Here is a 23053-nt window from a genome sequence, read left to right on the forward strand (position 1 = left end):
ATCAGCCCTGCGCGGTCTTCGCGGCCTCGGCGATCGGCGGGACGACCTTCTCGAGCGCGAACGGGATGGACAGCGGGGAGATCGCGGAGACGGAGAGGACCTCCTGCTCGTCCGTCTGCAGGACGAGGGCGCCGGCCTTCACGGCCGGGATCGAGCCCAGCAGGGGGTCGGACTCGATGGCCTCGCGGACCGAGTCCTGGGCGGCCCAGGAGACGAACACGTCCGACTCCAGCTCGTCCGCGCGCTCGGGCGACCACGTGAAGAAGAACGCCTGGTCCTCCGGGGAGTTCTCCGTCACCACCGGCGCCTGCTCCATGCCGAGCAGCTCGAGGAACTTCGGGCGGTTGTCCACGTCCGTGTAGATGCTGATCTGGTCCGCGGCGGCGGGGTCGATGGTGCCGTAGACGAAGGACGCGCCCTGGAGGCCCGCGTGCTTCTCGCCGGCGTCCTTGATCTGCTGCTCGAGGTCCGCGATGAGCTCCTCCGCCTCCTGCTCCTTGCCGAGCACGCGGCCGATGACCTCCGTGGACTGCTGCCACGAGGTGCCGTAGGCGGGGACGTCCTTCGGGTAGGCCACGGTGGGGGCGATCTTCGAGAGGCGGTCGTAGTCCTCCTGCGTGATGCCGGAGTAGACGGCGAGGATGACGTCCGGCTTCACGGCGGCGATCGCCTCGGCGTCGATGCCGGAGGCCTCGGACCACTGCACGGGCTTCTGGGCGCCCTCGGTCTCGGCGAGCTTCGCGTCGAACCAGTCGGTGGACTTCTCCGCGTTCCCGCCGAACTCCACGGCGGCCATGCCCACCGGCACCACCCCGAGGGCGAGGGCCACGTCCTGGTTCACCCAGGACACGGTGGCCACGCGGGCCGGGCGCTGCGGGATCTCGGTGGTGCCGTAGACGTGCTCGATGCTGCGCGGGAACGCGGCGTCCCCGCCCGCGGCGTCTGACGACGACGCACCGGCCGACGAGGACGAGGCCGAGCCTCCGGCCGGGCCGGTGGAGCACGCGGCGAGCAGGAGGGTGAGCCCGACTCCCCCGCTGGCGAGGAGGGAGCGGCGGGACAGGGGGGACGGTGCCATGGTGGTGGCCTTTCACGGTCGCGACGCGCGGGCGCCGGGCGGAGGGGGTCGGGTCTGCGGTCGGAGGATGCGTCGGCCCTGCCGGGCCGGTATTAGCAAACACCGACGTGAGGTAACTCTGGAAGATTAGGGCAACCTAACTCCCCTGTGCAATCCCGGTGAGGGGCGTCGTCGGGGGAGGTGGGCGGGATACGGTGGCCTGGTGAGCCAGAACCCCCTCCCCGCCCCGCGCGGCGACGCGCAGCGCGGCGCCGCCGACCACCACGACCGGGTCTCCGCGATGTTCGACGCCATCGCCGGCCGCTACGACCTGATGAACGCCGTCATGACATGGGGTCAGGAGCCGCGCCTGGTGCGCCGCACGGTGGCGCGGGCCAACATCCCCGCGCAGGCCCGCGTGCTCGACCTGGCCACCGGCACCGGGGACCTCGCGTTCGAGGTGCTCAAGCAGCACCCCGACGCGCAGGTGGTGGGCGCCGACATCGCCGCCGAGATGATGGAGGTCGGCCGTGCCCGCGCGGGCGGGGACCGCATCGAGTGGGTCGTCGCGGACGCCACGGACCTGCCGTTCGAGGCCGGCTCGTTCGACGCCGTGACCCACGGCTACCTGCTGCGCAACGTCGCGGACATCCCGGCGACCCTCGCCGAGCAGTTCCGTGTGCTGCGCCCGGGCGGCTGGGTCGCGGCCCTCGAGACGTCGCCGGCGCCGGACAACGTGCTCAAGCCCTTCTCCTCCTTCTACATCCACCGGGTGATGCCACAGCTGGCGAAGCTGATCGCCGACCGGCCGGAGGCCTACGCGTACCTGTCCTCCTCGACGAAGGCGTTCCACACGCCGGACGAGGTCGCGGACCTCTTCGCCGAGGCCGGCTTCGTGAACATCGGGCACGAGACCCACATGTTCGGCACCCTGGCCACGCACTGGGCCATGAAGCCGGTCGACTGACGCGGGCCACGCGGCGCGGCGTCAGCACAGGGCGGCCCCGGTGGCGCCGCCGGATGCGTCAGGGCTGTGACGAGTCACGCTGATGTCCGCAATCCGAGAAGACTCTGGGCCGACCCGGCTGATCCGCGTAGCATGGGGCTCCGTCGAGGGGGGATCCGCGCACCCCCCGGCCTCCGGTCGCCGCCCGTCCGCCATCCCCCGGAACGGCGTCGCCCCTCCGTCGCGAGGCGCTCGTCCCCCGCAGCCCGCGACGTCCGCGTGGGCACCGTGAACCGTCTCTTGAACGTAGAGGAACCTTGTGAGCCCCATCCAGAGCACCACCGGCCCGTCATCCATGGCGGAGCTGAAGAAGGTCCTGCCCGAGCTCTCGCACCCGGACGGCGCGCCGGTGCGGGTGCTCGTCGTGGACGACGAGCCGATGATCGCCGACCTGCTCTCCATGGGCTTCACCCTCTGCGGCTGGGAGGTGATCGTGGCCCACGACGGCGCGACCGCCGCCGAGCTGGGCACCGCCGGCCGTCCGGACCTGGCGATCCTGGACGTCATGCTGCCGGACATGGACGGCCTGGACGTCCTGGATCGCCTGCGCGCCCACTGGTCGGAGATGCCCGCCATGTTCCTCACCGCCAAGGACGCGACCGAGGACCGCGTGGCGGGCCTGGCCGCCGGCAGCGACGACTACGTGACCAAGCCCTTCTCCATGGAGGAGGTGCTCATCCGCGCGCACCGGCTCGTGCAGCGCTCCGGCGTGGTCTCGGGCGGCTCCGAGGTGCTCGTGGTCGGCGACCTGGTGATGAACACCCGCACCCACGAGGTGACCCGCGGCGGCGACGAGATCGAGCTGACGGCCACGCAGTACAACCTGCTGAAGTTCCTCATGGCCAACGTCCGCACGGTGCTCTCCAAGGAGCGCATCCTGCAGGACGTCTGGGGCTACGACTTCGGCGGCCGCGCGAACATCGTCGAGCTGTACATCTCCTACCTGCGGAAGAAGATCGACGCGGACCGGGATCCCATGATCCACACCATCCGCGGCGCCGGGTATGTCATCCGGCCTGCCTGAGACCGCCGCGGTCCCGTCGGGGCACGGCAGCACCCGCCGCAGGCGGCCCACGTCGCTGGCCCGACGCATCGGCGCCGGCGTCCTTCTGATCCTGATGGCCACCATCCTGGCCTACTCGTTCTACGCGGCCGGCATCACGAAGGCCCTGCTGACCGAATCCGCCTCCCGGGACGCCTCCGAAGCATGGATCCGCGCCTCGGAGCAGCTGACGGCCCCCTCGCCGGGCGGAGGGGGCGACGGCGGCCCGGGGCAGGGGGACCTCCGCGTGCCGGGCACCCTCGGCCAGCCCGAGGGCACGGTGGTCGCGCTCGTCCCGCTCTCCGGTCTGGAGGAGCATCAGCAGGACGCCCTCATCGGGCACCGGGTCGGTGACGCCGGGGAGTCCGTGCCGCTCACGGCGCGGGAGGCCCACGACCTTCTGCACGCCCTCCGGGACCGGCCGGGCGGGCCGATGCTGGACGCCGTCGTCGGCGACGTCTCCTATCGCGTCCAGGCCCAGACCCTGACCGCGCCGGGCCCCTGGGTGGCCGCGGACCAGGTGCTCGTGGTGGGGGCGCCGACGGGCGCCATGTCCGACGTCACACGGCAGGCGCTGCTCGCGGTCGCCGTCGGACTGTCCGTCACCGTCCTCACCACCGCGATCCTGGTGACCCTGTGGCTGCGTCGGGGACTGGCCCCGCTGCGCGAGGTCGCCGCCGTCGCCGAGCGGGTCGCCCAGGTGGACATGGCCCGCGCCGGGCTCGATCCGGAGGACTCACGCATGCCGCCTCGGCTCCTGCAGGGGCCGGACGAGGTGGCCGTCGTCGCCCAGGCGCTCGAACGGTTCACCGGCTCGGTCGAGGCGGCCCTGGAGCAGCGCCGCGTGCAGGAGCAGCAGATGCGCCGGTTCATGGCGGACGCCTCCCACGAGCTGCGCACGCCGCTCGCCTCGGTGCGCGGCTACGCCGAGATGATCGCGATGACGGAGGAGCTCTCCGCGGCCGGCCGGCGGTCGCTCGACCGGGTGCTGTTCCAGGCCGACCGGATGGCCGCCCTCGTGGACGACATGCTCCTGCTCGAACGGCTCGAGTCCGTCTCGCGCGGCCGGGCCATGGGCCTGGAGCCCTCCGAGGAGGTGGCGCTGGCCGAACGGGTGGATCTGTCCGAGGTGGTCCTCGAGGGGGTGATGGACGCCCGCGCGGCGTGGCCGGACCACACGTGGGTGGTGGACCTGCCCGAGGGGGTGGAGCCGGGCACCCAGCGGTCCGTCACCGGTGACCGGTCGCAGCTGGCCCGCGTGGTCGGCAACCTGCTCTCCAACGCGGCCAAGCACACCCCCGTCGGGACCACCGTCACGGCCTCCGTGCGGCAGGACCAGCCCCGGCCCGGCTTCATGCTCGTCAGCGTCCACGACGACGGCGGCGGCATCCCGGCCGACCGACACGCCACCCTCTTCCACCGCTTCGTCCGCGGCCCCGGGAAGGGCCGGACGGGCCCCCCGGGCACGGAGCCGTCCACGGGTCTGGGTCTGGCCATCGTGCGCTCGATCGCGCGCAGCCACGGCGGGGACGTGACCGTGGCGTCCGAGGGCGGGTGGACGCGTTTCGACGTCGTCGTGCCCTGCACCCCGGGGCGCGCCGGGCCGGGGGCTGCGGGCTCCTGCTGCGGCTCCGCCCGGGCCGGCCGGCCCTGACCCCGGGACGGCAACCGTTGACGTATCCCCACCCCCCTATGCGTACGGTGCCTGTGTATGACCGACAGGGTCGTCCGGGACTTCCGGCCGATCCACCCCGACGCCGGTCGGCGCAGGCCGCCGGTGAGAGGAGCACGATCATGACTGACATCCGCCGCACCGCCACCGCCCTGACCCTCGGCGCCGCCGTCGTCACCGGCCTCGGTGCCCCCGCCGCCGTCGCGCAGACCACGGCCCCGGCCACCGAGACCGCCACCACGGCACCGGCCTCCGAGTCGCCCGCCCCCCAGGAGGAGGAGAAGGACGACAACGGCAACTGGGGCCTGTGGGGCCTGGCCGGCCTGCTGGGCCTCGCGGGCCTGGCCGGTCGCCGCAAGCGTGAGGTGCACGCCGAGCCCGTGCGCCGCGACCACCACGTGGCCGGCGCGCACCGTGACCACGACGTGCACCGCGTGGACGACCGCGCCGGCGACGTGCGCACCGAGGGCGCGGACGCCCGCCGTCGCGAGGCCGACGGCACCCTGGGCGACGCCACCCGCCGCCCGGGCACCGGCGACGCCCGCTGACCCGACCCCGGCCGCCCCGAGCGGCCCGTGACCGCGACCCCCGCCCCTCCGGCGGGGGTCGCGGTGTGTCCGGGAGAGTCTCGAATGCGCCCGTCAGTCCGCGGTGTCCCCCGCCGAGGGCGCGGCGCGCAGCACCGCGTCCGTGAGGCGGTCCAGAGCCGCGGTCCCGGCCGTCCAGCGCTGCCAGTGCAGGTGCACGTCGGCCGCGCCGAGGGCCGGGATCGGCTCGAGGTCGGGGTGCCGGCCCTCGAGCACGCCCGGCGGGATCTGCACCGAGGGGAGCATGCCCCAGCCCAGCCCGAGCTCCACCGCCCGCAGATACGCGTGCACGGACGGCACGAGGTGGGTCGGCGGGTCGGCCACGGGCCGGCCGCGGGTGACGCGGCGCAGCACCGTGTGCTGCAGGCCGTCACGGGGGCCGTAGTCCACGATCGGCAGCGAGCCGAAGTCCACCCGGCCCCGCGCGTCGCGGTGCAGCTCCAGCAGGAAGGACGCGCACACCGCGTGATAGCGCATCGTGCCCAGCGGGGTGGAGGTGCACCCGGCCACGGGCGTGGGGTCGTCCGTCACGGCGGCCACGACCGCGCCGTCCCGCAGCAGGACGGCGGTGTGCTCCTGATCCTCGGACTGCATCTGCAGGACGACGTCGTCCCACGTCGCCGCCTCGCGCAGCACGGGCTCCCACCACGTGTCGAGGGAGTCCGCGTTGAGGGCCACGCGCAGCGGCACGCGGCCTCCGTCGCCGCGGCCGAGCGCGGCGAGCGCCTCGTCCTCGAGTGCGAGGGTCTGCCGGGCGAGACGGAGCAGGCGCTCTCCGGCCGCGGTCGGCCGGACGGGGACGGTGCGGGCCAGGAGCACCTGGCCCACCTGCCGCTCGAGGGCCTTGATCCGCTGCGAGAAGGCCGAGCCGGAGATCCGCAGGGAGTCCGCGGCGGCGTCGAAGGTGCCGTGGTCGACGGCCGCGACGAGGGCGCGCAGGTGGTCGGAGTTCATGCGGTCCAGGGTAGGGGTGGTCATGAAGGATGTCTTCAGATCTTGAAGAAGATCGCGATGGCACGGACGTGGGACGGCTCCTATCCTCGCTCGGTGACCATCTTCGCCACCGGATTCCTGACCTACCTCGCCCTCATCGTCGCCATCGGCGCGCAGACCCTGTTCCTGCTGCGCCAGATCGTCCGACGCGACCGCGTGTGGACCGTCCTGACCGTGTGCTTCGTGGCCGATGTGGCGCTGCTCGTGCTCGGCGCCGGCGGCGTGGGCGTGGTGGCCGAACGCTGGCCGTGGCTCGTGCCCGCGCTGACCGTGGCCGGCGTGGTCTACCTCCTCGCGTTCGCCGTGGGCGCGCTGCGCTCCGCCTGGCGCGGGGACCGGACCCTCACCACCGCGGCCGCGGACGTCGAGGGGACCGGGCACGGCCCTGACCGCATCGACCTCGCGGTCCTCACCGGCGAGCTGCCGCTGATCGACCCGGCGACCGGCCGCCTGGCCGATCGCGAGCCGGCCGGGGCCGGCGTCGGCCGTCACGACGACGGCGCGCCCGGCTTCGGCGCCCCCTCGGGCGGCGGGTCGGTGGCGGTGCGGCAGCGCGTGCAGCCGCGCCGCGTGGCGCTGGACCGCCCGCAGACGCCGCTGCCGCGGATCATCCTGCTGGCGCTGTCCGTCTCCCTGGTGAACCCGCACGCCATCCTCGACACCGTGGTGATGATGGGCACCTTCGCGCAGACGTTCGGGGCGGCGAAGTGGGTGTACGTGGGCGGCGCGGTGGCGGCCTCGCTCGTCTGGTTCACCGCGCTCGGCTGGGGCGGCACCAAGCTCGCCCCGTCCATGGACTCGGCGCGGACGTGGCGGATCGTGGACGCCGTGGTGGGCGTGCTCATGCTGGGAATCGCCGTGAAGGTGGGGCTCACGCTCCTCTGAGCCGCCCGGGGAGGATGATGGGGGCATGAGTCCTTCCCCCTCCGACTCCGCCCGCACGCCGACCGTCGCGGGCGGGGAGGTCATCCGCGTCTCCGCCGTCGTGCTGGCCCGCCCGGACCGCCGCGTGCTGACCGTCCGCAAGGCCGGCACCGCCATGTTCATGTTCCCCGGCGGCAAGCACCTGCCCGGCGAGGCCGCCGTGGACACCGCCGTCCGCGAGGTGGCCGAGGAGACCGGGTTGCGCCTGCGCCCGGACGAGCTGACCCGCCTCGGTGCGTGGGACACCGCCGCGGCCAACGAGCCCGGTGCCGCCCTGCACTCGGAGGTGTTCGCGCTGTGGCGGCCCGTCGCCCGGCACGAGGTCCCCGAGCCGACGGACGAGATCGTCGAGCTGCACTGGATGGACCCCGCCGCCCCGGCCGCACCGGGCGGGCACGGCGTGGCCCCGCTGCTGCACCCCGTGCTGGCCGCCGTCGCCGCCACGCCCCCGTTCTGACGTCCTGGCGGGCCGGCCGGCCCGCGCTGATGTCCGCCCCGGCCACTAGCCTGGCCCGGTGACGTCGCTGCTCCGCATCCTGCGCCTTGCGCCCCAGCTCCACCGCCTCTACCTCGGCATCGCCGTCAGCTCCGTGCTGGCCGCGGTGCTGGCCCTGGCCACCCCGTTCCTGATCGGTGCGGCCACGGACCGGATCGTCGCCGCCGTCGCGGGGGAGACCGACGTGGCCGAGGCCGTCACCGCGGTGATCTGGCTGGCGGTCGCGTTCCTCGCCGTCGAGGTGGCGACCACCCTGGTGGTGAGCGTCGGCGGCTACTGGGGCGACGTGATGGCCGCACGCATGCGCACCATCCTCTCCACGCGGTACTTCGAGCAGCTGCTGCACCTGCCCCAGCGGTACTTCGACACCGCGATCACCGGGCGGGTCGTCAACCGGTTGAACCGCACCATCAACGAGCTCACCCAGTTCCTGCAGTTCTTCGCGAACAACGCGTTCACCATGCTCATCACCACCGCCGCGGTGCTCGTGATCACCGCGTTCTACTGGTGGCCGCTGGCGATCCTGCTGGCCGTCGTCTTCCCCGTGTACATGTGGCTCACCGCCCGCACCTCCGCGAAGTGGCAGGTGTGGGAGGGGGAGAAGAACACGGAGGTGGACATCGCCTCGGGGCGGTTCGCCGAGGTGGTCTCTCAGATGTCCGTGGTGCGGGCCTACAACCGGCAGGACCACGAGCTCACCGGGTTCCGCGACCGGTTCCTGCGGACCGTGGGGATCACCCGGCAGCAGTCCCGGTTCTGGCACGGCATGGACGCCGGGCGGCGGCTCGCCCTGAACGTGGCCTTCGGCGCGATGTACCTGATCGTGTTCGTCCGCACCGCGCAGGGCCTGTTCTCCGTGGGCGACATGGTGATCCTCCTGCAGCTGATGAACATGGCCCGGCAGCCGATCTTCTCCATGAGCTTCCTCGTGGACTCCGCCCAGCGGGCCGTCGCCGGGTCGAAGGACTACTTCGAGGTGCTCGCCGAGGAGCGCGAGCGGGCCGGCGGGGCGGCGCTCGCGGTGGCGGGTGCGGAGGCGCCGCGCACGCCGGCGGAGCCGCGGGCCGACGTCGTGCCGGGTGCGCCGGGCGTCCCCGCGGACGTGCCGGCCGTGCGCTTCGACGAGGTCTCCTTCGCCTACGACGCCGACGCCTCCCGCCCCGTGCTGGACCGCGTGTCCTTCGACATCCCGCGGGGTGCCAGGGTGGCGCTCGTGGGCGAGTCGGGCGGCGGGAAGTCGACCATCGCGCACCTGCTGCTGGGTCTGTACCCGGTGACGAGCGGACGCATCGAGGTGTTCGGACAGGATGTCGCCGGGCTGGACCTGGCCGCGCTGCGCGGGCGGATCGCCACCGTGTTCCAGGAGCCGAGCCTGTTCTCCGGGACGGTGCGCGAGAACATCGCCTACGCGGACGCCGGCGCCTCCAACGAACGCGTCCGGGCCGCCGCCAAGGCCGCGTACGCGCACCGGTTCGTGGAGGCGTTCGACGACGGCTACGAACAGGTGATCGGCGAGCGCGGGCTGCGGCTGTCCGGCGGGCAGAGGCAGCGGATCGCGGTGGCGCGGGCCGTGCTCAAGGACGCACCGATCCTCGTGCTGGACGAGGCCACCTCCGCACTGGACACGAAGTCCGAACGGCTCGTGCAGGCGGCCCTCGAGGACCTGATGGTGGGGCGGTCGAGCCTGATCGTGGCGCACCGGCTGAGCACGATCGCGTCCGTCGACCGGATCGTCACGCTGCGCGGCGGGCAGGTGCAGGAGATCGGGACCCCGGCCGAGCTGGCCGAGTCAGGCGGGATCTACGCGCAGCTGCTCGAGCTGCAGAGGGCCGGCACCCAGGAGGCCCGGAAGATGCTGAAGGAGTACGGGCTGAGCGGATGATCCCGGAATCTTCTGCGGATCCGACCCTTCCGAGCGCTGCGCGGCGGCCCAGAAGGGTCAGATGTGCAACGGATTCCCAGCGCGCGGCAGGACGTCCACGACGACGTCGGCCCGACGCCTCCGCAGGGCCTGTGGACAACCGGGCCCGCCGACGTCGGGAGCGAGCAGGATCGGGGCCATGCGCGTGCCCGGACCCTTCCCCGCCCACCTCCAGGACGCCCCGTTCACGCGGGCGCAGGCGCTGGCCGCCGGGGTGTCCGGGTCGCGGCTGCGCAGCCGGGACGTCGAACGCGTCGCGCACGGCCACTACCGCTGGATCGGCCCCGTCACCGGGGCGACGCCGCCCGCGCGTCCCCTCGCCACCGAGCTGTCCCGGCTGCAGGACCTGGCGGCGATGCGTCCCGACGTCGTGGTGACCGGAGAGTCCGTGGCCCGGTTGCTGGGCTGGCCCCTCCCGGACGACGTGAAGGCCCGGGTGCGTCCTACCGTCCTGCGGTCCCGCACCCGCCGGGTGCTACGGGAGCCCGGCGTGCGCACCCGGCTCGTGGACCTGGACCGCGTCCTCGTGCGGAGGGACCGGCTGCACGGGCTGCGATGGACCTCGCACGCCGACACCTGGTTCCACCTGGCCACCGTCCTGGACCGAGACGCGCTCGTGGCGGTGGGGGATCGGCTGGCACGGGAGGACGAACGGCGGGGGAAGGTCGCGCTGGCCACCCGCCGGGAGCTCGGCGCCGCGCTCGAGCGGCACACCGGCGAGGCCGGGATCGTGCGGGCGCGGGAGGCGCTCGCGCTCGTGCGCACCGGTTCCGACTCCCCGGCCGAGACCGAACTGCGCCTGGCGCTGATGGCCGCGGGGCTGCCCGAGCCGGACCTGCAGATCGAGCTCTGGGACCCGGACTACTCGCTGTGGCACCCCGCCAGCGCGGACCTCGGCTACCGGTGGTGGCGGATCGCGATCCACTACGAGGGCAAGACCCACGACGGCGCCGCGCAGGTCGGCAAGGACACCCGCCGGGACGCGGTGTTCCTGCGTCAGGGCTGGCTCAACATCCGGGTGGCGGGGACGGACCGGTGGCGGGGATTCGTCGAGACGGCGGGGCTGGTGCGGGCCGCGATCGCGGAGCGTGGCGGTCTCGACGCCGGTGGCGCGGAGGATCGTCTGCGGAACTGACCCTTCTGGGGCGGGAGCGGACGTCCAGAAGGGTCAGGGGCGCAGAAGATTCCGGAAGGCCGACGACGGCGCCGCGTCACGCGACGACGCACCGCGGTCGCGCTCCTACCATGACGGGATGACCGCACCGGATCCCGCCCCCACCGACGCCCGCCGCGCGGAAGACCGCTCCGCACGCATCGCCGTCACCGTCTTCCCGCTGCTGGTGCTCGCCGCCGCGCTCGTGGGCTTCCTCGCCCCGACCGCCGCGAAGACGCTGCTGCCCCAGGTCAACCTGTTCCTCGGGATCATCATGTTCGGCATGGGCCTGACGCTGACCCTTCCGGACTTCGGCCTCGTCGCCCGCCGGCCGCTGCCCGTGCTGCTGGGCGTGGTGGCGCAGTACGCGATCATGCCGCTGCTGGGGCTCGGCGTCGCCGTCGTGCTCCAGCTGCCGCCCGAGCTCGCGGCGGGCGTGATCCTCGTGGGCTCGGCCCCGGGCGGCACGTCCTCGAACGTGGTCAGCTACCTCGCCCGCGCCGACACCGCCCTCTCCGTGGCCATGACCTCCGTGTCCACGCTCCTGGCCCCGCTGCTCACGCCGTTGCTCACCCTGTGGCTGGCCGGCCAGTACATGGCCGTCGACGGCGGCGCCATGGCGAAGTCCATCGTGAACATCGTGCTCCTGCCGGTCCTGGGCGGACTCGTCGTGCGCCTGCTGCTGCGCCGCGTCGTCGACCGCGTGCTGCCCGCCCTGCCGTGGGTCTCGGTGGTGTTCATCGCGCTGGTGGTGGCCGCCGTCGTCGGCAACAGCGCCTCCCGCGTGCTGTCGGCGGGCCTGCTGGTGTTCGCAGCGGTGGTGCTGCACAACGGGCTCGGCTACCTGCTCGGCTACGGCGCGGCGAAGCTGTTCCGGCTGCCCACGCCCGTGGCGCGCACGGTCTCGATCGAGGTCGGCATGCAGAACTCGGGCCTGGCCGCGGGCCTCGCCGCGCAGTACATCTCGCCGGCGGCAGCCCTGCCGGGCGCCGTGTTCTCGATCTGGCATAACCTCTCCGGGGCCGTGCTCGCGATGGCCTACCGCCGTTCCGACGGCCGGCGCGCCGCGCAGGAGTGAGGGCCGCGGCGCAGGTCAGCCCTGCGCGGGCGGCTCGTTGATTTGGAACGTGGCCCCGGCGGGGTCCTGCACGGTGGTGACGCGGCCGAACGGGGAGTCCTGGGGGCCGTCCAGGACCGTGCCGCCGTGCTCGCGGATCACCTCGAGCGCGCGGTCCGTGTCCGCGACGGCGATGTACATGCGCCAGTACCCCACCGCGTTCGGCGGCAGCCAGGCCCGCGCGTCGCACAGGCCCGCGGTCGCGCGGTCGAACGGGTGGTTCGTCGCGTAGCGGGGGCCGTCGTGGGCCGCGTCCTCGGCGTCGGCCGCGGTCTGCGTGTCCTCCGGGGCGCCGTCGTCCCCCAGCGGGGTGGGCTGCCAGCCGGCCACGGCGCGGTAGAACTCGGCGGACTCGTCGAAGCGGGTCGTCATGAGCTCGAACCACACGGAGGTGCCGGGGGTGAGCGGCAGGTCATGGCCGGCCAAGGTGCCGGACTGCCAGAAGCCCACCACCTCGTGGCCCGGGCCCTCGGCCATGGCCATCACACCGAGGTCGCCGACGGGCATGGCGTCCACGAGCACGGCGCCGCCGTTCTCCCGCACGGCGGTGAGGGTGGCGTCCATGTCCTGTGTGCGCAGGTACACGGTCCACGCGGCGGGCGGGGCGTCCTCGCCGGTCATCTGCGAGAGCTGGTCGGCGTCCATGGCGCCGCCCACGGAGGCGCCGTCCTTGGTGATCATGCGGTAGTGGCCGAACTCCTCGCCGGAGTCGGTGAAGGACCAGCCGAAGAGGGCCTCGTAGAAGGCCTGCTGGCGGGCGAAGTCGGGGGCGGTGTAGTCGATCCAGGCGGGGGAGCCGGCGGGGGCGGCAGGGGCAGCGAGGAGGGTCTCGCTCATGCGGCTCAGCGTAGGGCGCGCCCGGGACCCCGTCACGAGGTCTCGGGCGCGTCGCCGGGGCCGCGGACCGGCGCCGAGCTGTGGGGCGCGGCTCGCACGCACCGCGCCCCGCCTGCTCACACCTCGGTGGAGGTGGCGGTGTCCAGGTTGCCGGTGGGCTCGTCCCCGAACACGACGCCCGGTCGGGTGAGCAGGGCGCGGGCGACGGCGACGCGCTGCTGCTGACCGCCCGAGAGCTCGTGCGGGCGGTGGCGCAGGCGGGTCAGGGCGGTGTCGTCCAGTCCTGTGATCTCCGTGCCGCCGATCCTCACGGAGCCCGAGGTCCGCGCGTCCAGCCCGGCCAGGCAGTGCAGGAGCGTCGACTTGCCCGACCCCGAGGGCCCCATGATCGCGGTGAACGCGCCCGAGGCGAAGTCCACGTCCACCCCGCGCAGGGCGTGCACCTGCGCGTCACCGCGCCCGTAGGCGCGGGTGAGGCCGCGGGCGCAGACGGCGGGCGCCGTCGTCGTGGTGGCGGACGACGACGGCGTGCCCGGCCCCGGCGCGACGGGGCCGGGGGTCGTGGGGGAGAAGGGGTGTGCGGGGGAAGAGGTGTCCATGGCGGCCACTCTCCCGCGCGGACCCGGCGGGGCGGATCGGAGGAGGGGACCACCTCCGCGGGCGGCGGGTCATGCCCGGGGATGAGGCGGGCCGGCGAGGCGTGGACCCGAGGGCGTCAGGTCCCCGCCGCCGGGCGGTGCCGGGCGGAGTGGGATGATGGGGACATGAGAGCCGACGCCCGCGCCAACCGCCAGGACCTGCTGGCGGCCGCCGGCCGTCTCATCGCCACCCAGGGGGGCCGCGATGTCCCTCCGCGGGGTGGCGCAGGAGGCCGGGGTCGGCGTGGGCACGCTGTACCGGCACTTCCCCACGCGTCGGGATCTGCTGGACGCCGTGCTCGAGGACGTCGTGGCCCGCACCGGAGGGATCCTGCAGGCCTTCCTCGACGGGGCGGCCGGGGACGAGCGCGACGGCGGGGCCGAGGCGCGGTGGCGGCGGCTCGCCGAGGACCTGGGGGCCGTGAACCTGGCCTCGCTCGCGGCGGCCCGGGACGACTTCGACCCAGCCGACCGGCCGCCGGAGGCCCTCATCGCCGAGGCCGAGCGTGTGATCCTCGAGCTCGCGGACCAGGTGGTGGCCGGGGCGCGGCGGGCCGGGCTCGTGGGCCCGGACGTGACCGGGGCGGACTACCTGTTCGGCCTGCTCATGGTCACCCGGTCGCCGGAGTGCGAGCTGCTGGGCCACGGCCCGGGCCAGCGGGGCTGGCTGCTGGACACGTACCTGCGCGGCCTGCGGCCCTGAGGGCGCAGCCGGGTCAGTCGCCCGGGGCGTCGTCCTCCAGGACGGGGCGGGCGGTGGCCCACGCGACGGCGCCGGCGAGCAGGCCGGCGCCCGCGGTGAGTGCCAGGCGGAGCAGCCCCTCGACCCCCGTGAACAGGCTCAGGCCCAGCATCACGACGGCGGCCGTCACCAGCGCCACGAAGAAGGCCACGCATTCACTGTCCCGCTGCGCCTGCTCGGCGGCTGGGTCGGAGGCGCGGGACGTCGTCGGGGTGGGGTGGTCCAGGATGCTGCCGGTCATGGTGCCTCTCCTCCAGTGCGCGTCGGGCCGGGGCGGCCATCGGCGCGTGCACCCCGGCGGCGGACCCGCTGCGGGGCCTGCGTCCAGCATCGCGGAGGGGGTGGGCGCACCGGCAGGGCCATGAGGATGAACCTCGGGGCGTCCGACTCATACCCAGGTATGACCTGTGATTGTGCTGGCAGGTGCCTGGGGAGTGGCTCAGGGAAGGGCCCCGCCGCCCCGGCCGACCGCTGAGGCCGGCCGTTGAGGCCGGCCGTTGAGGCCCGCCGCCCAGGCCCGCAGACACGCCGCTACGACGACGGCGTAGCGGCGCGTCTGCGGGCCTCGACGAGGGGTGGGGCAGGGGCTAGGGCGGGGGCTGCAGGGCGTGCCGGAACGGCGGGTCAGAACTGCACGAGGCCCGCGCGGTGGGCGATGAGCACGGCCTGCACGCGGTCGCGGGCGCCGAGCTTGGCCAACACCCGGCCCACGTGCGTCTTCACCGTCGCCTCGGAGAGCACGAGCTCGGCGGCGATCTCCAGATTCGCGGCGCCCTGCGCCATGAGCACCAGCACCTCGCGCTCGCGCGGGGTCAGCGACGCCACCGCCGCCTGCTGCTCCTCGCACTCCGCGCTGCGGACCTGGTCCGAGCGCAGACGCGGGGCCATGTGCGTCAGGAGCCGGCGCGTCGTGGACGGGGCGATCACGGCGTCGCCCCGGTGCACCGTGCGGATCGCGGCGAGCAGCTCCTCGGGCGGGGCGTCCTTGAGCAGGAAGCCGCTGGCGCCCGCCTCGATCGCGTCGAAGGCGTACTCGTCCAGGTCGAAGGTGGTCAGCACCACGACGCGCGGGGCGTCCGGCCGGCGCAGCAGCGCGCGGGTGGCCTCGATGCCGTCCATCTCCGGCATGCGCACGTCCATCAGCACGACGTCGGCGCCCGCCACGGACACCGACGCCACCGCCTCGCGCCCGCTGCCCGCCTCCGCCACGACCGTCAGGTCCGGCTGCGAGTCCACGAGCATGGCCAGCCCGGACCGGATCAACGCCTGGTCGTCCACCAGGGCCACGCGGACGGGGGCGGTCTCCTCGGAGCTCATGGGGTCATCCTCTCAAGTCGGGCGGGGGCGGCCACCCCTCACACCGCCGAGTACGGCAGGTGGGCGGACACGCGGTACCCGGCCCCCACGCGCGGCCCCGACTCGAGCGTCCCGCCGAACAGGGCCGCCCGCTCGGCGGCCCCCCGCAGACCCTGGCCGCTTCCCCGGGTGGCGGGGTCGGCGGCGGCGCCGCAGCCGTCGTCGTCGATCTGCAGGTCCAGGCCGCGCGCCGTCCAGGCGAGCGTGACGAACGCGTCCGCGTCCGGCCCGCCGTGGCGCAGCGTGTTGGTCAGCGCCTCCTGCACGATCCGGTACGCGGCCAGCTCGCCGCCCGCCGGCAGCGCACGGCGGGGCGTGCCGGTCTCCAGCAGGGACACCTCGAGTCCGGACAGCCGCATCGTCTCCACGAGCGCGGGCAGGTCCGCGAGCCGCGGCTGGGGTCGGCGGCCCGGGGGTAGGCGGGTGCCGCGGCCGTCGGGGGAGGCGTCGGCGGCGGGCCGCCGGGCGTCGTCGTCCGTCACGCCGGGCACCCCGGCCACGGTCTCGCCGGTCTCGCGGAGCACGCCGAGCAGCTGGCGCATGTCCGCGAGCGCGGAGCGGCCGGTCTGGCCGATGGTCTCGAGCGCGGTGACCGCGAGCGCGGGCTTGGCGGCGGCGGCGTACCGGGCGCCGTCGGCCTGGGAGATGACCACCTGCAGGGAGTGGGCGACGATGTCGTGCATCTCCCGGGCGATGTGGCTGCGCTCGTCGGCGGCGGCGAGCTCGCGCTCCTGCCGGGACTGCACCTCGAGGCGGTGGGCGCGGTCCTCGAGGGCGCGCACGGTGAGGCGGCGGTTGCGCACGACGTCGCCGAACGCCCACGCGGTGAGCACCATGAGCCCGCAGCCGATCGCCATGATGACCATGGCCAGCGGCTCCGCGGGGGAGCGGACGGTGAGGCCGTCGGGCGTGACGAACTGCGCCGGGAACAGCCACACCTTCACCCCGTTGGCCACGCCGCCGGCCAGCCCCGTGAGGAGCCCGGCCACGGAGATGCTCCGGGGCGCGTTCGCGGCGAGGTTGTAGACGGTGAGCGGCACCATCAGCAGGGACATGCTGAACTCGGGCCCGGCGAGCAGGTGCAGGACGGCCGCGGCCGTCACGACGGCGGCCGAGGCCACCGGGCGCACCCGACGCACGGCCCACGGCAGGACCATGCCGGCCCCGGCCAGGAGGGAGACGGCCGTCTGCCTGCCCTGGGGGTCCGGGGCGACCATCGGCCCGAGCGCGATCCACGGGAGCGCCACGAGCACGGTGAACAGTGCCGCGGCGGCCATCACGTCGGTGCGCACGGGGTGCAGGCGCGTCCACTGGTCGAGGCGGCGCAGGGGGTTCACGCGGGCCAGCCTAGGTGTTGTGGGTCATGAGGTTCTTGACATGGGTACCGGGCTGAGATGAGACGAGTGGGCCTCTCCCGCAGGATGGAAGTTCCTACACCACCGACCTGCCCGAGAAGACCCACTCATGACTCACGCTAACGCACCCCTGACCCCGACCGGCCGTCTCAGGATGGTCCACCGCCACCTGCACGACGGGATCCCGCAGGCGCACGTGGCCGCCGAGTTCCGGGTGAGCCGGCCCACGGTGGCCACTTGGGTCGCCCGCTACCGCGCCCAGGGAGAAGCCGGCCTTCAGGACCTGCCCAGCCGGCCGCACCGTTCACCTGCCCAGCTCGATCCGGTCTTGGTCGCCCGGATCCACGCCCTGCGGCGGGAGCGCAAGTGGTCCGCACGGCGCATCCATCACCACCTCGTCTCCGAGGGCCACCGGGTGTGTCTTCGTACCGTGGGACGGTGGCTGCACCGACTCGGGATCTCCCGCCTACGGGACCTGACCCCGGCCGGAGAAGACCTGCGCCAACGACCCCAGAAGATCACCGCCCGCGGCCCGGGGCACATGGTGCACCTGGATGTGAAGAAGATCGGGAAGATCCCAGACGGGGGCGGCTGGCGCACCCACGGACGTGAAAGTGAAGCAGGCCGTGCTTCCAAGCGCGGGCCTGGCCGGCGGGTCGGCTACACCTACCTGCACTCGGCGATCGACGGGTACACCCGCCTGGCCTACACCGAGGCGTTGGAGGACGAGCGGGCGGCCACGACCGTGAGCTTCTACTGCCGGGCGCGGGCGTTCTTCGCCGCCCACGGCATCACCGTGGACCGGGTGATCACGGACAACGGGAACAACTATCGGGCTGCGGACTTCACCGCGAAGGTGGTCTCGCTCGGGGGCCGGCATCACCGGATCCGCCCCTACACCCCGCGCCATAACGGGAAGGTCGAGCGGTACAACCGGCTGATGGTCGATGAGGTCCTCTACGCCCGCCCGTACTCCTCAGAGCAAGCTCGGCGTGAGGCCCTGGCGGTGTGGGTGAACCACTACAACTACCATCGGCCTCATACCTCCTGCGGAGACGCTCCTCCGGCCTCGTTGGCACCGGCCCGAGTCAACAACGTCATGCCCTCCTACACCTAGGCCGCAGGCGGAGGGGCCGGCGTCAGCCCGCGGGATGATCCGGGGCGGTCCTCAGGGCGTGAGGGAGGCGAGGACGTCGACGGCCGGCGCCTCCCGGACCCGGTGCGCCTCGGTGCCGGCCCACAGGTGGACGCGTTCGAGGTCGCCGGCGGCCGCGGCGGCGGCGCGCAGCCCCTTCGTCAGGACGTTGACCTCGGGGTACGCGGCGGGGGCGTCCGGGTGCTCCGCCATGAACGCGGTGGCCAGCGACCGCGCCCACCGCCCCGTGTAGGCGCGGGTCAGGCCGGTGCGGGCCCGGCCGTCGTCAGCGGAGAAGCGTGTCCCGGCCGCACACGCCGCGACGGCGGCCCGGTGCGCCGCCGAGGTGCCCGCCTCCGGGGTGAGGAGGAACGCGGTGCCGGCCGAGACGGCGTCCGCGCCGGCGGTCAGCAGGGCGCGCACGTCCTCGGCGGTGCCCACGCCGCCGGCGGCCACCACGGGCACGGCGCTCGTGGCCCCCGTCCCGACGACGTCGCGCACCGCCGGCAACACCGCCGGCAGCTCGGCGCGGGGCGGCTCCGCGGCCGGGTCCGACGTGCCCCGGTGCCCGCCGGCGCGGTGGCCCTGCACCACGAGGAACGCGGCCCCGTGCTCGAGGGCGGCCCGCGCCTCGGTCGCGTCCGTCACGGTGGCCCCGGCCGGGATGCCCGCGGCGGCCAGCCGGGCGAACACGTCCGCGGCCGGCAGGCCGAACGTGAAGGAGACCAGCGGCCACGCCTGCTCCTCGGCGGCGGTGAGCAGGGCGTCGAAGTCGGCCCGTTCGGCGTCGGGGTCCGGGACCACGTCCGCGGCCGTGGGCAGGTCGGCGGCGCCGTCGGCCGTCAGGTCCGCCCGGTACGCGGCGACGGCCGCCGCCCGCGCCGACCGTGCCGCCTCCGTGCGCGCCGCGTCCGGGATGGCCGTGTTCACCGCGTCCGGCACGAACAGGTTCACGCCCCAGCGGTCCGGCCCCTCCGCGCCCAGCAGCGCGCGCAGCGCGTCCACCTGCGCGCGCATCTGCGCGGCCGTCCGCATGCCGCCGGCGAGGAACCCGCCGCCGCCTGCGCCGACGACGGCGGCGACCAGCTCCGGGGTCGAGGGGCCGCCGGCCATCGGGGCCACCGCCACGGGCACGGGCGGGATCAGGCGGGCGCGGGTGACGTCGTCGGGGTGGGATGGCTGCGTCATGACCCCCAGAGTAAGGGGAGGGGTGTCGGCCCCACCCCGCGCCTACAGTGGGGCGCAGTACACGAGGAGAGGGGGTGCGCCGTGGAGGTGCTGCTCGCGCTCTCACCCATCCTGCTCACCCTCGTGCTGCTGCTCACCCGGCTGCCCGCGTGGGTGGCCCCGGCCGCCGGGACGGCCGTGGCCGTGCTGCTGGCCCTCACGGTCTTCGGCGTGGCCCCGGGCGACCTGGGCGGCGCGGTCGGCGCCGGCGTGCCCACGCTGCTCGAGATCCTGGCGATCATCGCTGGCGGTATCACCCTGTCCCGCGTCATGGAGTACTCGGGCGGGCACGCGCGCCTGGCCGCGTGGCTGTCGGCGGGCAACGGCCCCACGATCGCGACCGCGCTGCTCATGGTGCACGGCGTCATCCCGTTCCTCGAGACCGTGACCGGGTTCGGCGTCTCCCTGATCGTGGGTGTGCCGCTGCTGCTGGGTCTGGGCTACACGGCGTTCCGGTCCGCGCTGATCTCCGTCCTCGCGCTCACCATCGGCCCGTGGGGGTCCATGGCGCCGGGCACGCTCATGGGCGCCCGCCTGTTCGGCCTGGACTTCCGGGAGATCGGGGTCACCGCCGCGGTGTTCAACCTGCCGGCCTGCCTGGTGGCGGGCGTGGCCACGGTGCTGCTGCTGCGCGGGGCGCGCGGCATGCGAGTCGACGTCGGCCCGGCCCGGACACTGCCCTGGCTCGGCGTCGCCGTGCTCTCCGGGGTCGCCCAGTGGGCGCTGATCCTGGGGGCGAACCTCGTGGTCGGCACCGCGCCGGCGGGCGCCGTCGCCACGTTCGTGCTCACCGTGGCCTGGCTGCTCGTGATCCGCGGCGGCCGGCTGCTGCCCGGGCCGGGGCGGGACGTGGTGCCGTACCTGACGCTCATGGCCGGCACCGTGCTGGGCACCACCGTGAAGGGCGCGTTCGGACTCGAGGGGGCGGCGGCCCTCGTGGGGACGCCGGCGCTGTGGGCGTTCGTGGCGGTGGGCGTGGGCGTGCAGCTGCTCCACCTCGACGCCGCCGCCCGCCGCCGCGTCCCCCGCGAGGCCGGGAAGCTGTGGGTGGGCACCGCCATCCCCAACGCGCTCTACGTGGCGTTCGGGCTCATCCTCTCCGCCGGCGGGGTCTCGCAGGCGCTCGCGGGCGCGCTCAGCGGGATGGGGGAGTCCTACCTGGTGGCGATGCCGTTCCTCGGTGCGTTCGCAGGCTTCATCACGGCCTCGAACACCGGGGCCATGGCCCTGATCGGCCCCCTGCAGATGGACACAGGCGCCGCCCTGGGCGTCCCCCCGCCCTGGTCCAACGGCCTGCACAACGCGGCCGCGGGCTGGGGCATCGTCGCCGGGCCCGCTCGCATCCAGGTGGCCCACGGCATGGCCGCGGGGGCGCAGTCGCCGCAGATGCCCGGCTGGGCCGTGACGCGGCGGAACCTGTTCGTGGTGCTGCTGCCGGCCATGCTCGCCGGGATCCTCGGCATGGCCGTGATGGGCTGGTTCCTGCTGCCGCGGTGACGCGCGGGGGGTGGAGCGGGGCCCGGGTGGGGCGGCCCGGTTCCGTGGGCGGAAGCGGCAGGCCAGAGCGTTCCGTGGGCAGAAGTGCCCTCTCTTCTGCCCACGGAGGCGATGGGGTTGTGGGTTCTGCCCACGGAGGCGCCGGGACTGCGGTGGCCGGCCGGGCGCGGGAGCCGGCCCGGTCCGCCCCGAGGCGGGGGCCGACGTCGACCTTCGGTGGACGCGCGGCGGCCTGTGCGCCTCCTAGGCTGGGCGCCATGATCCGAGTAGTCGTGGCCGACGACCAGGCGTTGATGCGCACCGCCCTCGAGCACTTCGTGGCCCAGGCCGAGGACCTCGAGGTGGTCGGCTCCGCCGAGGACGGGGTCCAGGCCCTCGAGGCGGCCCGCACGCTGGCCCCCGACGTCGTGCTGATGGACATGCAGATGCCCCGCATGGACGGCGTCGAGGCCACCGCGCGCATCTCCGCCGAGGCCCCCGGCGTGCGCGTCCTGGCGATCACCACCTTCTCCTCCGAGCAGTACCTCGTGCCCGCCTTGCGCGCCGGCGCCGCCGGCTACCTCGTGAAGGACGCCCCGCCGGCCGAGGTGGTGGACGCCATCCGCCGCGTCCATGCCGGGGACGCCGTGTTCTCCGCCCGCGTGGCCGCGGACCTGGTGGAGGCCGTCACCGCGGCCCCCGAGCACACCGCCCCCTGCCCGGCCGAGCCCCTCGCCCCGCACGAGCGCCTCACCGAGCGCGAGCTGGACGTGGTCCGCGAGCTCGCCAAGGGCGCCTCCAACGCGGAGATCGCCGGCGCCCTGTTCCTCGCGGAGGCCACGGTGAAGTCCCACATCGGCAAGGTCCTGGACAAGTGGCAGGTCCGTGACCGCGTGCAGATCCTCATCCGCGCCGCCCGCGCGGGCCTCGTGGACATCGGATGAGCATCGCGGCGCCCGCCCCGGCTCGGACGACGACGGCGACGTCGCCCCCGCCTGCCGAGTCTCCCCTGGGCTCCCGCCTGCCGGCGATCCTGCGCACGGAACCCGTCTCCCGGCACACGCGGATCGTCCTCTATGTGATCGTCGGGCTCATGGTGCTGGGGGAGATCCTCACCCTGATGCTGGGGCCCACGGTGGCCGCCGGGCTGAGCGCCGACCCCGAACTCGCGGGCATCCTCGAGGAGGACGGCGGGCTGACGGGTGAGGGGCGGGAGCCGCTCCTGCGCTGGGTCCTGTTCCTGGCGAGCGTGCTGGTCACGCTGCTGTTCGGGTGGCAGCCCACCCTCGCGGCGGTGTTCGTGCTGCTCGGGTGCACGTTCGGTCTGGTGGGCCTCGTGGAGGCGGACCACGCGCACCTCACCCCGCAGGCGTTCAGTGGCGGGGTCGTCCTGGGCGCGGCCATGGTGACGCGGTACTCGCACCGGGTGTTCGTCTGGTTCGCCCTGGGCGCCCTCATCCTGCTCACCGTCGCGGGCGAGGTCCTCACCGACGGCACGTGGGCGGACGAGGACAGCCTCAAGGGCGTCATGGTCATCACGCTCATCGTCGCGCTGTGCGTGGCGGTGCCGGCCTTCATGATCCGCCGATCCCGGCATCGGGCCCGGGACCGCGAGGCGGCCCTGCGCCGGGCCGAGGAGGCCGCCGCCTGCGCCGCGGAGGCCGAGCGGCAGCGGATCGCGGCGGAGCTGCACGACGTCGTCGCGCACGGGCTCACCGTGATCTCGATGCAGGCCGCCATGCTGCCCACCCAGAGGGACCCGGACAAACGGGCCGCCGCGGAGAAGGCCATCGAGGAGGCCGCCCGGCAGTCCCTCGTGGACCTGCGCCGCATGCTCACCGCGCTGCGCGGCTCCTCCCGCAACGCGCAGACGGCGGAGGGGGACGCCGTCGTGGACCTGCCGGCCCGCCTCGACGAGTTCGAGGCCCAGCTGCACGCGGCCGGGTTCGCGGTCGAGCGCTCGCTGACCGAGCTGGACGAGCTGCCGCGCTCCCTGGAGCTGACCGTGCTGCGTGTGGTGCAGGAGTCGGTGACGAACATCCTCAAGCACGCCCCGCGCCGCGGCACGGTGCGCCTGACCTCGCAGCTCGAGGGCGCGGACCGCCTCGTGCTGTGCATCGCCAGCCCCATGGACGAGGGCGAGCCCCGCCGCGACCGCGTGGTGGTCGCGATGGCCAGCGGCTTCGGCCTGGCCGGCATGCGCGAGCGCGTGGCCGTGTTCGGCGGCACCCTCACGGCCGGCCCGCTGGGCGGCTGCTGGGTGGTCCGCGCCGAGCTGCCGCTGCGCTGAGCCGGGGCGGCAGCCGCGTCCTCCCGCGT

At 74.4% G+C, this 23053-nt stretch carries 21 protein-coding genes and 1 pseudogene; 14 read left to right on the plus strand and 8 right to left on the minus strand.

Going from position 1 to position 23053, the window contains the following annotated elements:
- Window position 1: 1 nt before the first annotated feature.
- Window positions 2–1078: an iron-siderophore ABC transporter substrate-binding protein gene (locus tag HDA34_RS07480; RefSeq protein ID WP_102708653.1), complete on the minus strand. Its 1077-nt coding sequence runs from the start codon at window positions 1076–1078 to the stop codon at window positions 2–4.
- Between the two features lie 202 nt (window positions 1079–1280).
- Here HDA34_RS07480 and HDA34_RS07485 point away from each other — a divergent pair, with 202 nt between their 5' ends.
- From HDA34_RS07485 to HDA34_RS07505, 4 genes are all read left to right on the plus strand, one after another.
- On the plus strand, window positions 1281–2024 hold the full coding sequence (locus HDA34_RS07485; protein WP_036314489.1) for a ubiquinone/menaquinone biosynthesis methyltransferase: 744 nt from the start codon (window positions 1281–1283) through the stop codon (window positions 2022–2024).
- Window positions 2025–2358: 334 nt separating this feature from the next.
- On the plus strand, window positions 2359–3087 hold the full coding sequence (locus tag HDA34_RS07490) for a response regulator transcription factor (protein ID WP_036314541.1): 729 nt from the start codon (window positions 2359–2361) through the stop codon (window positions 3085–3087).
- 94 nt (window positions 3088–3181) lie between these two features.
- The gene (locus tag HDA34_RS07500; RefSeq protein ID WP_223247485.1) at window positions 3182–4759 is read left to right on the plus strand and encodes a HAMP domain-containing sensor histidine kinase; all 1578 of its coding nucleotides are present in this window, start codon (window positions 3182–3184) and stop codon (window positions 4757–4759) included.
- Between the two features lie 140 nt (window positions 4760–4899).
- Window positions 4900–5325, plus strand: a complete 426-nt coding sequence (locus tag HDA34_RS07505; RefSeq protein WP_061866758.1) for a WGxxGxxG family protein — start codon at window positions 4900–4902, stop codon at window positions 5323–5325.
- Window positions 5326–5418: 93 nt separating this feature from the next.
- Here the strand turns inward: HDA34_RS07505 and HDA34_RS07510 are convergent, their stop codons facing one another.
- Window positions 5419–6342 (minus strand): ArgP/LysG family DNA-binding transcriptional regulator, encoded by a 924-nt coding sequence (locus tag HDA34_RS07510; protein ID WP_084776531.1) that lies wholly within the window; start codon window positions 6340–6342, stop codon window positions 5419–5421.
- Window positions 6343–6411: 69 nt separating this feature from the next.
- On the opposite strand from HDA34_RS07510, the gene HDA34_RS07515 reads away from it, so the two are divergent.
- From HDA34_RS07515 to HDA34_RS07535, 5 genes are all read left to right on the plus strand, one after another.
- On the plus strand, window positions 6412–7242 hold the full coding sequence (locus HDA34_RS07515) for a LysE/ArgO family amino acid transporter (RefSeq protein WP_231862037.1): 831 nt from the start codon (window positions 6412–6414) through the stop codon (window positions 7240–7242).
- 25 nt (window positions 7243–7267) lie between these two features.
- Window positions 7268–7738, plus strand: coding sequence for an NUDIX hydrolase (locus tag HDA34_RS07520; RefSeq protein WP_061866760.1), 471 nt, complete (start codon window positions 7268–7270; stop codon window positions 7736–7738).
- 58 nt (window positions 7739–7796) lie between these two features.
- Window positions 7797–9659, plus strand: coding sequence for an ABC transporter ATP-binding protein (locus HDA34_RS07525; RefSeq protein WP_134377314.1), 1863 nt, complete (start codon window positions 7797–7799; stop codon window positions 9657–9659).
- A gap of 178 nt (window positions 9660–9837) precedes the next feature.
- Window positions 9838–10833, plus strand: a complete 996-nt coding sequence (locus tag HDA34_RS07530) for a hypothetical protein (protein ID WP_123244128.1) — start codon at window positions 9838–9840, stop codon at window positions 10831–10833.
- Between the two features lie 118 nt (window positions 10834–10951).
- Window positions 10952–11929 (plus strand): bile acid:sodium symporter family protein, encoded by a 978-nt coding sequence (locus HDA34_RS07535; RefSeq protein WP_036382369.1) that lies wholly within the window; start codon window positions 10952–10954, stop codon window positions 11927–11929.
- Window positions 11930–11944: 15 nt separating this feature from the next.
- Here the strand turns inward: HDA34_RS07535 and HDA34_RS12130 are convergent, their stop codons facing one another.
- Both HDA34_RS12130 and HDA34_RS07545 read right to left on the minus strand, forming a co-directional pair.
- Entirely contained in the window at window positions 11945–12805 is an 861-nt protein-coding gene (locus HDA34_RS12130) for a VOC family protein (RefSeq protein WP_036382371.1), read from the minus strand.
- Window positions 12806–12924: 119 nt separating this feature from the next.
- Window positions 12925–13404, minus strand: a pseudogene (locus HDA34_RS07545) (ABC transporter ATP-binding protein); the annotation flags it as partial.
- Window positions 13405–13648: 244 nt separating this feature from the next.
- Between HDA34_RS07545 and HDA34_RS07550 the strand changes: the two are divergent.
- Entirely contained in the window at window positions 13649–14146 is a 498-nt protein-coding gene (locus tag HDA34_RS07550; protein WP_233437085.1) for a TetR/AcrR family transcriptional regulator, read from the plus strand.
- Between the two features lie 13 nt (window positions 14147–14159).
- Here the strand turns inward: HDA34_RS07550 and HDA34_RS07555 are convergent, their stop codons facing one another.
- From HDA34_RS07555 to HDA34_RS07565, 3 genes are all read right to left on the minus strand, one after another.
- Window positions 14160–14426, minus strand: a complete 267-nt coding sequence (locus HDA34_RS07555) for a hypothetical protein (RefSeq protein WP_020625619.1) — start codon at window positions 14424–14426, stop codon at window positions 14160–14162.
- A gap of 383 nt (window positions 14427–14809) precedes the next feature.
- Window positions 14810–15502, minus strand: a complete 693-nt coding sequence (locus HDA34_RS07560; RefSeq protein ID WP_012751126.1) for a response regulator — start codon at window positions 15500–15502, stop codon at window positions 14810–14812.
- Between the two features lie 38 nt (window positions 15503–15540).
- Complete coding sequence (locus HDA34_RS07565) at window positions 15541–16878, minus strand: sensor histidine kinase (RefSeq protein WP_061866766.1); 1338 nt, start codon at window positions 16876–16878, stop codon at window positions 15541–15543.
- A gap of 127 nt (window positions 16879–17005) precedes the next feature.
- Between HDA34_RS07565 and HDA34_RS07570 the strand changes: the two genes are divergently transcribed.
- Window positions 17006–18013 carry an IS481 family transposase gene (locus tag HDA34_RS07570; RefSeq protein ID WP_182496707.1) on the plus strand — a complete coding sequence of 336 codons (1008 nt, stop codon included), beginning with the start codon at window positions 17006–17008 and terminating at the stop codon, window positions 18011–18013.
- A 51-nt stretch (window positions 18014–18064) separates the two neighbouring features.
- On the opposite strand, the gene HDA34_RS07575 is transcribed toward HDA34_RS07570, so the two are convergent.
- Window positions 18065–19219 (minus strand): nitronate monooxygenase, encoded by a 1155-nt coding sequence (locus HDA34_RS07575; RefSeq protein WP_036316206.1) that lies wholly within the window; start codon window positions 19217–19219, stop codon window positions 18065–18067.
- 81 nt (window positions 19220–19300) lie between these two features.
- On the opposite strand from HDA34_RS07575, the gene HDA34_RS07580 reads away from it, so the two are divergent.
- The 3 genes from HDA34_RS07580 to HDA34_RS07590 all read left to right on the plus strand — a co-directional run bounded on the left by HDA34_RS07580 (window position 19301) and on the right by HDA34_RS07590 (window position 23024).
- On the plus strand, window positions 19301–20755 hold the full coding sequence (locus HDA34_RS07580; protein ID WP_036316204.1) for an L-lactate permease: 1455 nt from the start codon (window positions 19301–19303) through the stop codon (window positions 20753–20755).
- A 257-nt stretch (window positions 20756–21012) separates the two neighbouring features.
- The gene (locus HDA34_RS07585) at window positions 21013–21678 is read left to right on the plus strand and encodes a response regulator transcription factor (protein ID WP_036316202.1); all 666 of its coding nucleotides are present in this window, start codon (window positions 21013–21015) and stop codon (window positions 21676–21678) included.
- Window positions 21675–23024: a sensor histidine kinase gene (locus HDA34_RS07590; RefSeq protein WP_051995287.1), complete on the plus strand. Its 1350-nt coding sequence runs from the start codon at window positions 21675–21677 to the stop codon at window positions 23022–23024. The genes HDA34_RS07585 and HDA34_RS07590 overlap by 4 nt, the downstream gene beginning before the upstream one ends.
- Window positions 23025–23053 lie beyond the last annotated feature (29 nt).

The sequence above is a fragment of the Micrococcus luteus genome, from assembly GCF_014138885.1.
Lineage (GTDB): Bacteria > Actinomycetota > Actinomycetes > Actinomycetales > Micrococcaceae > Micrococcus > Micrococcus luteus.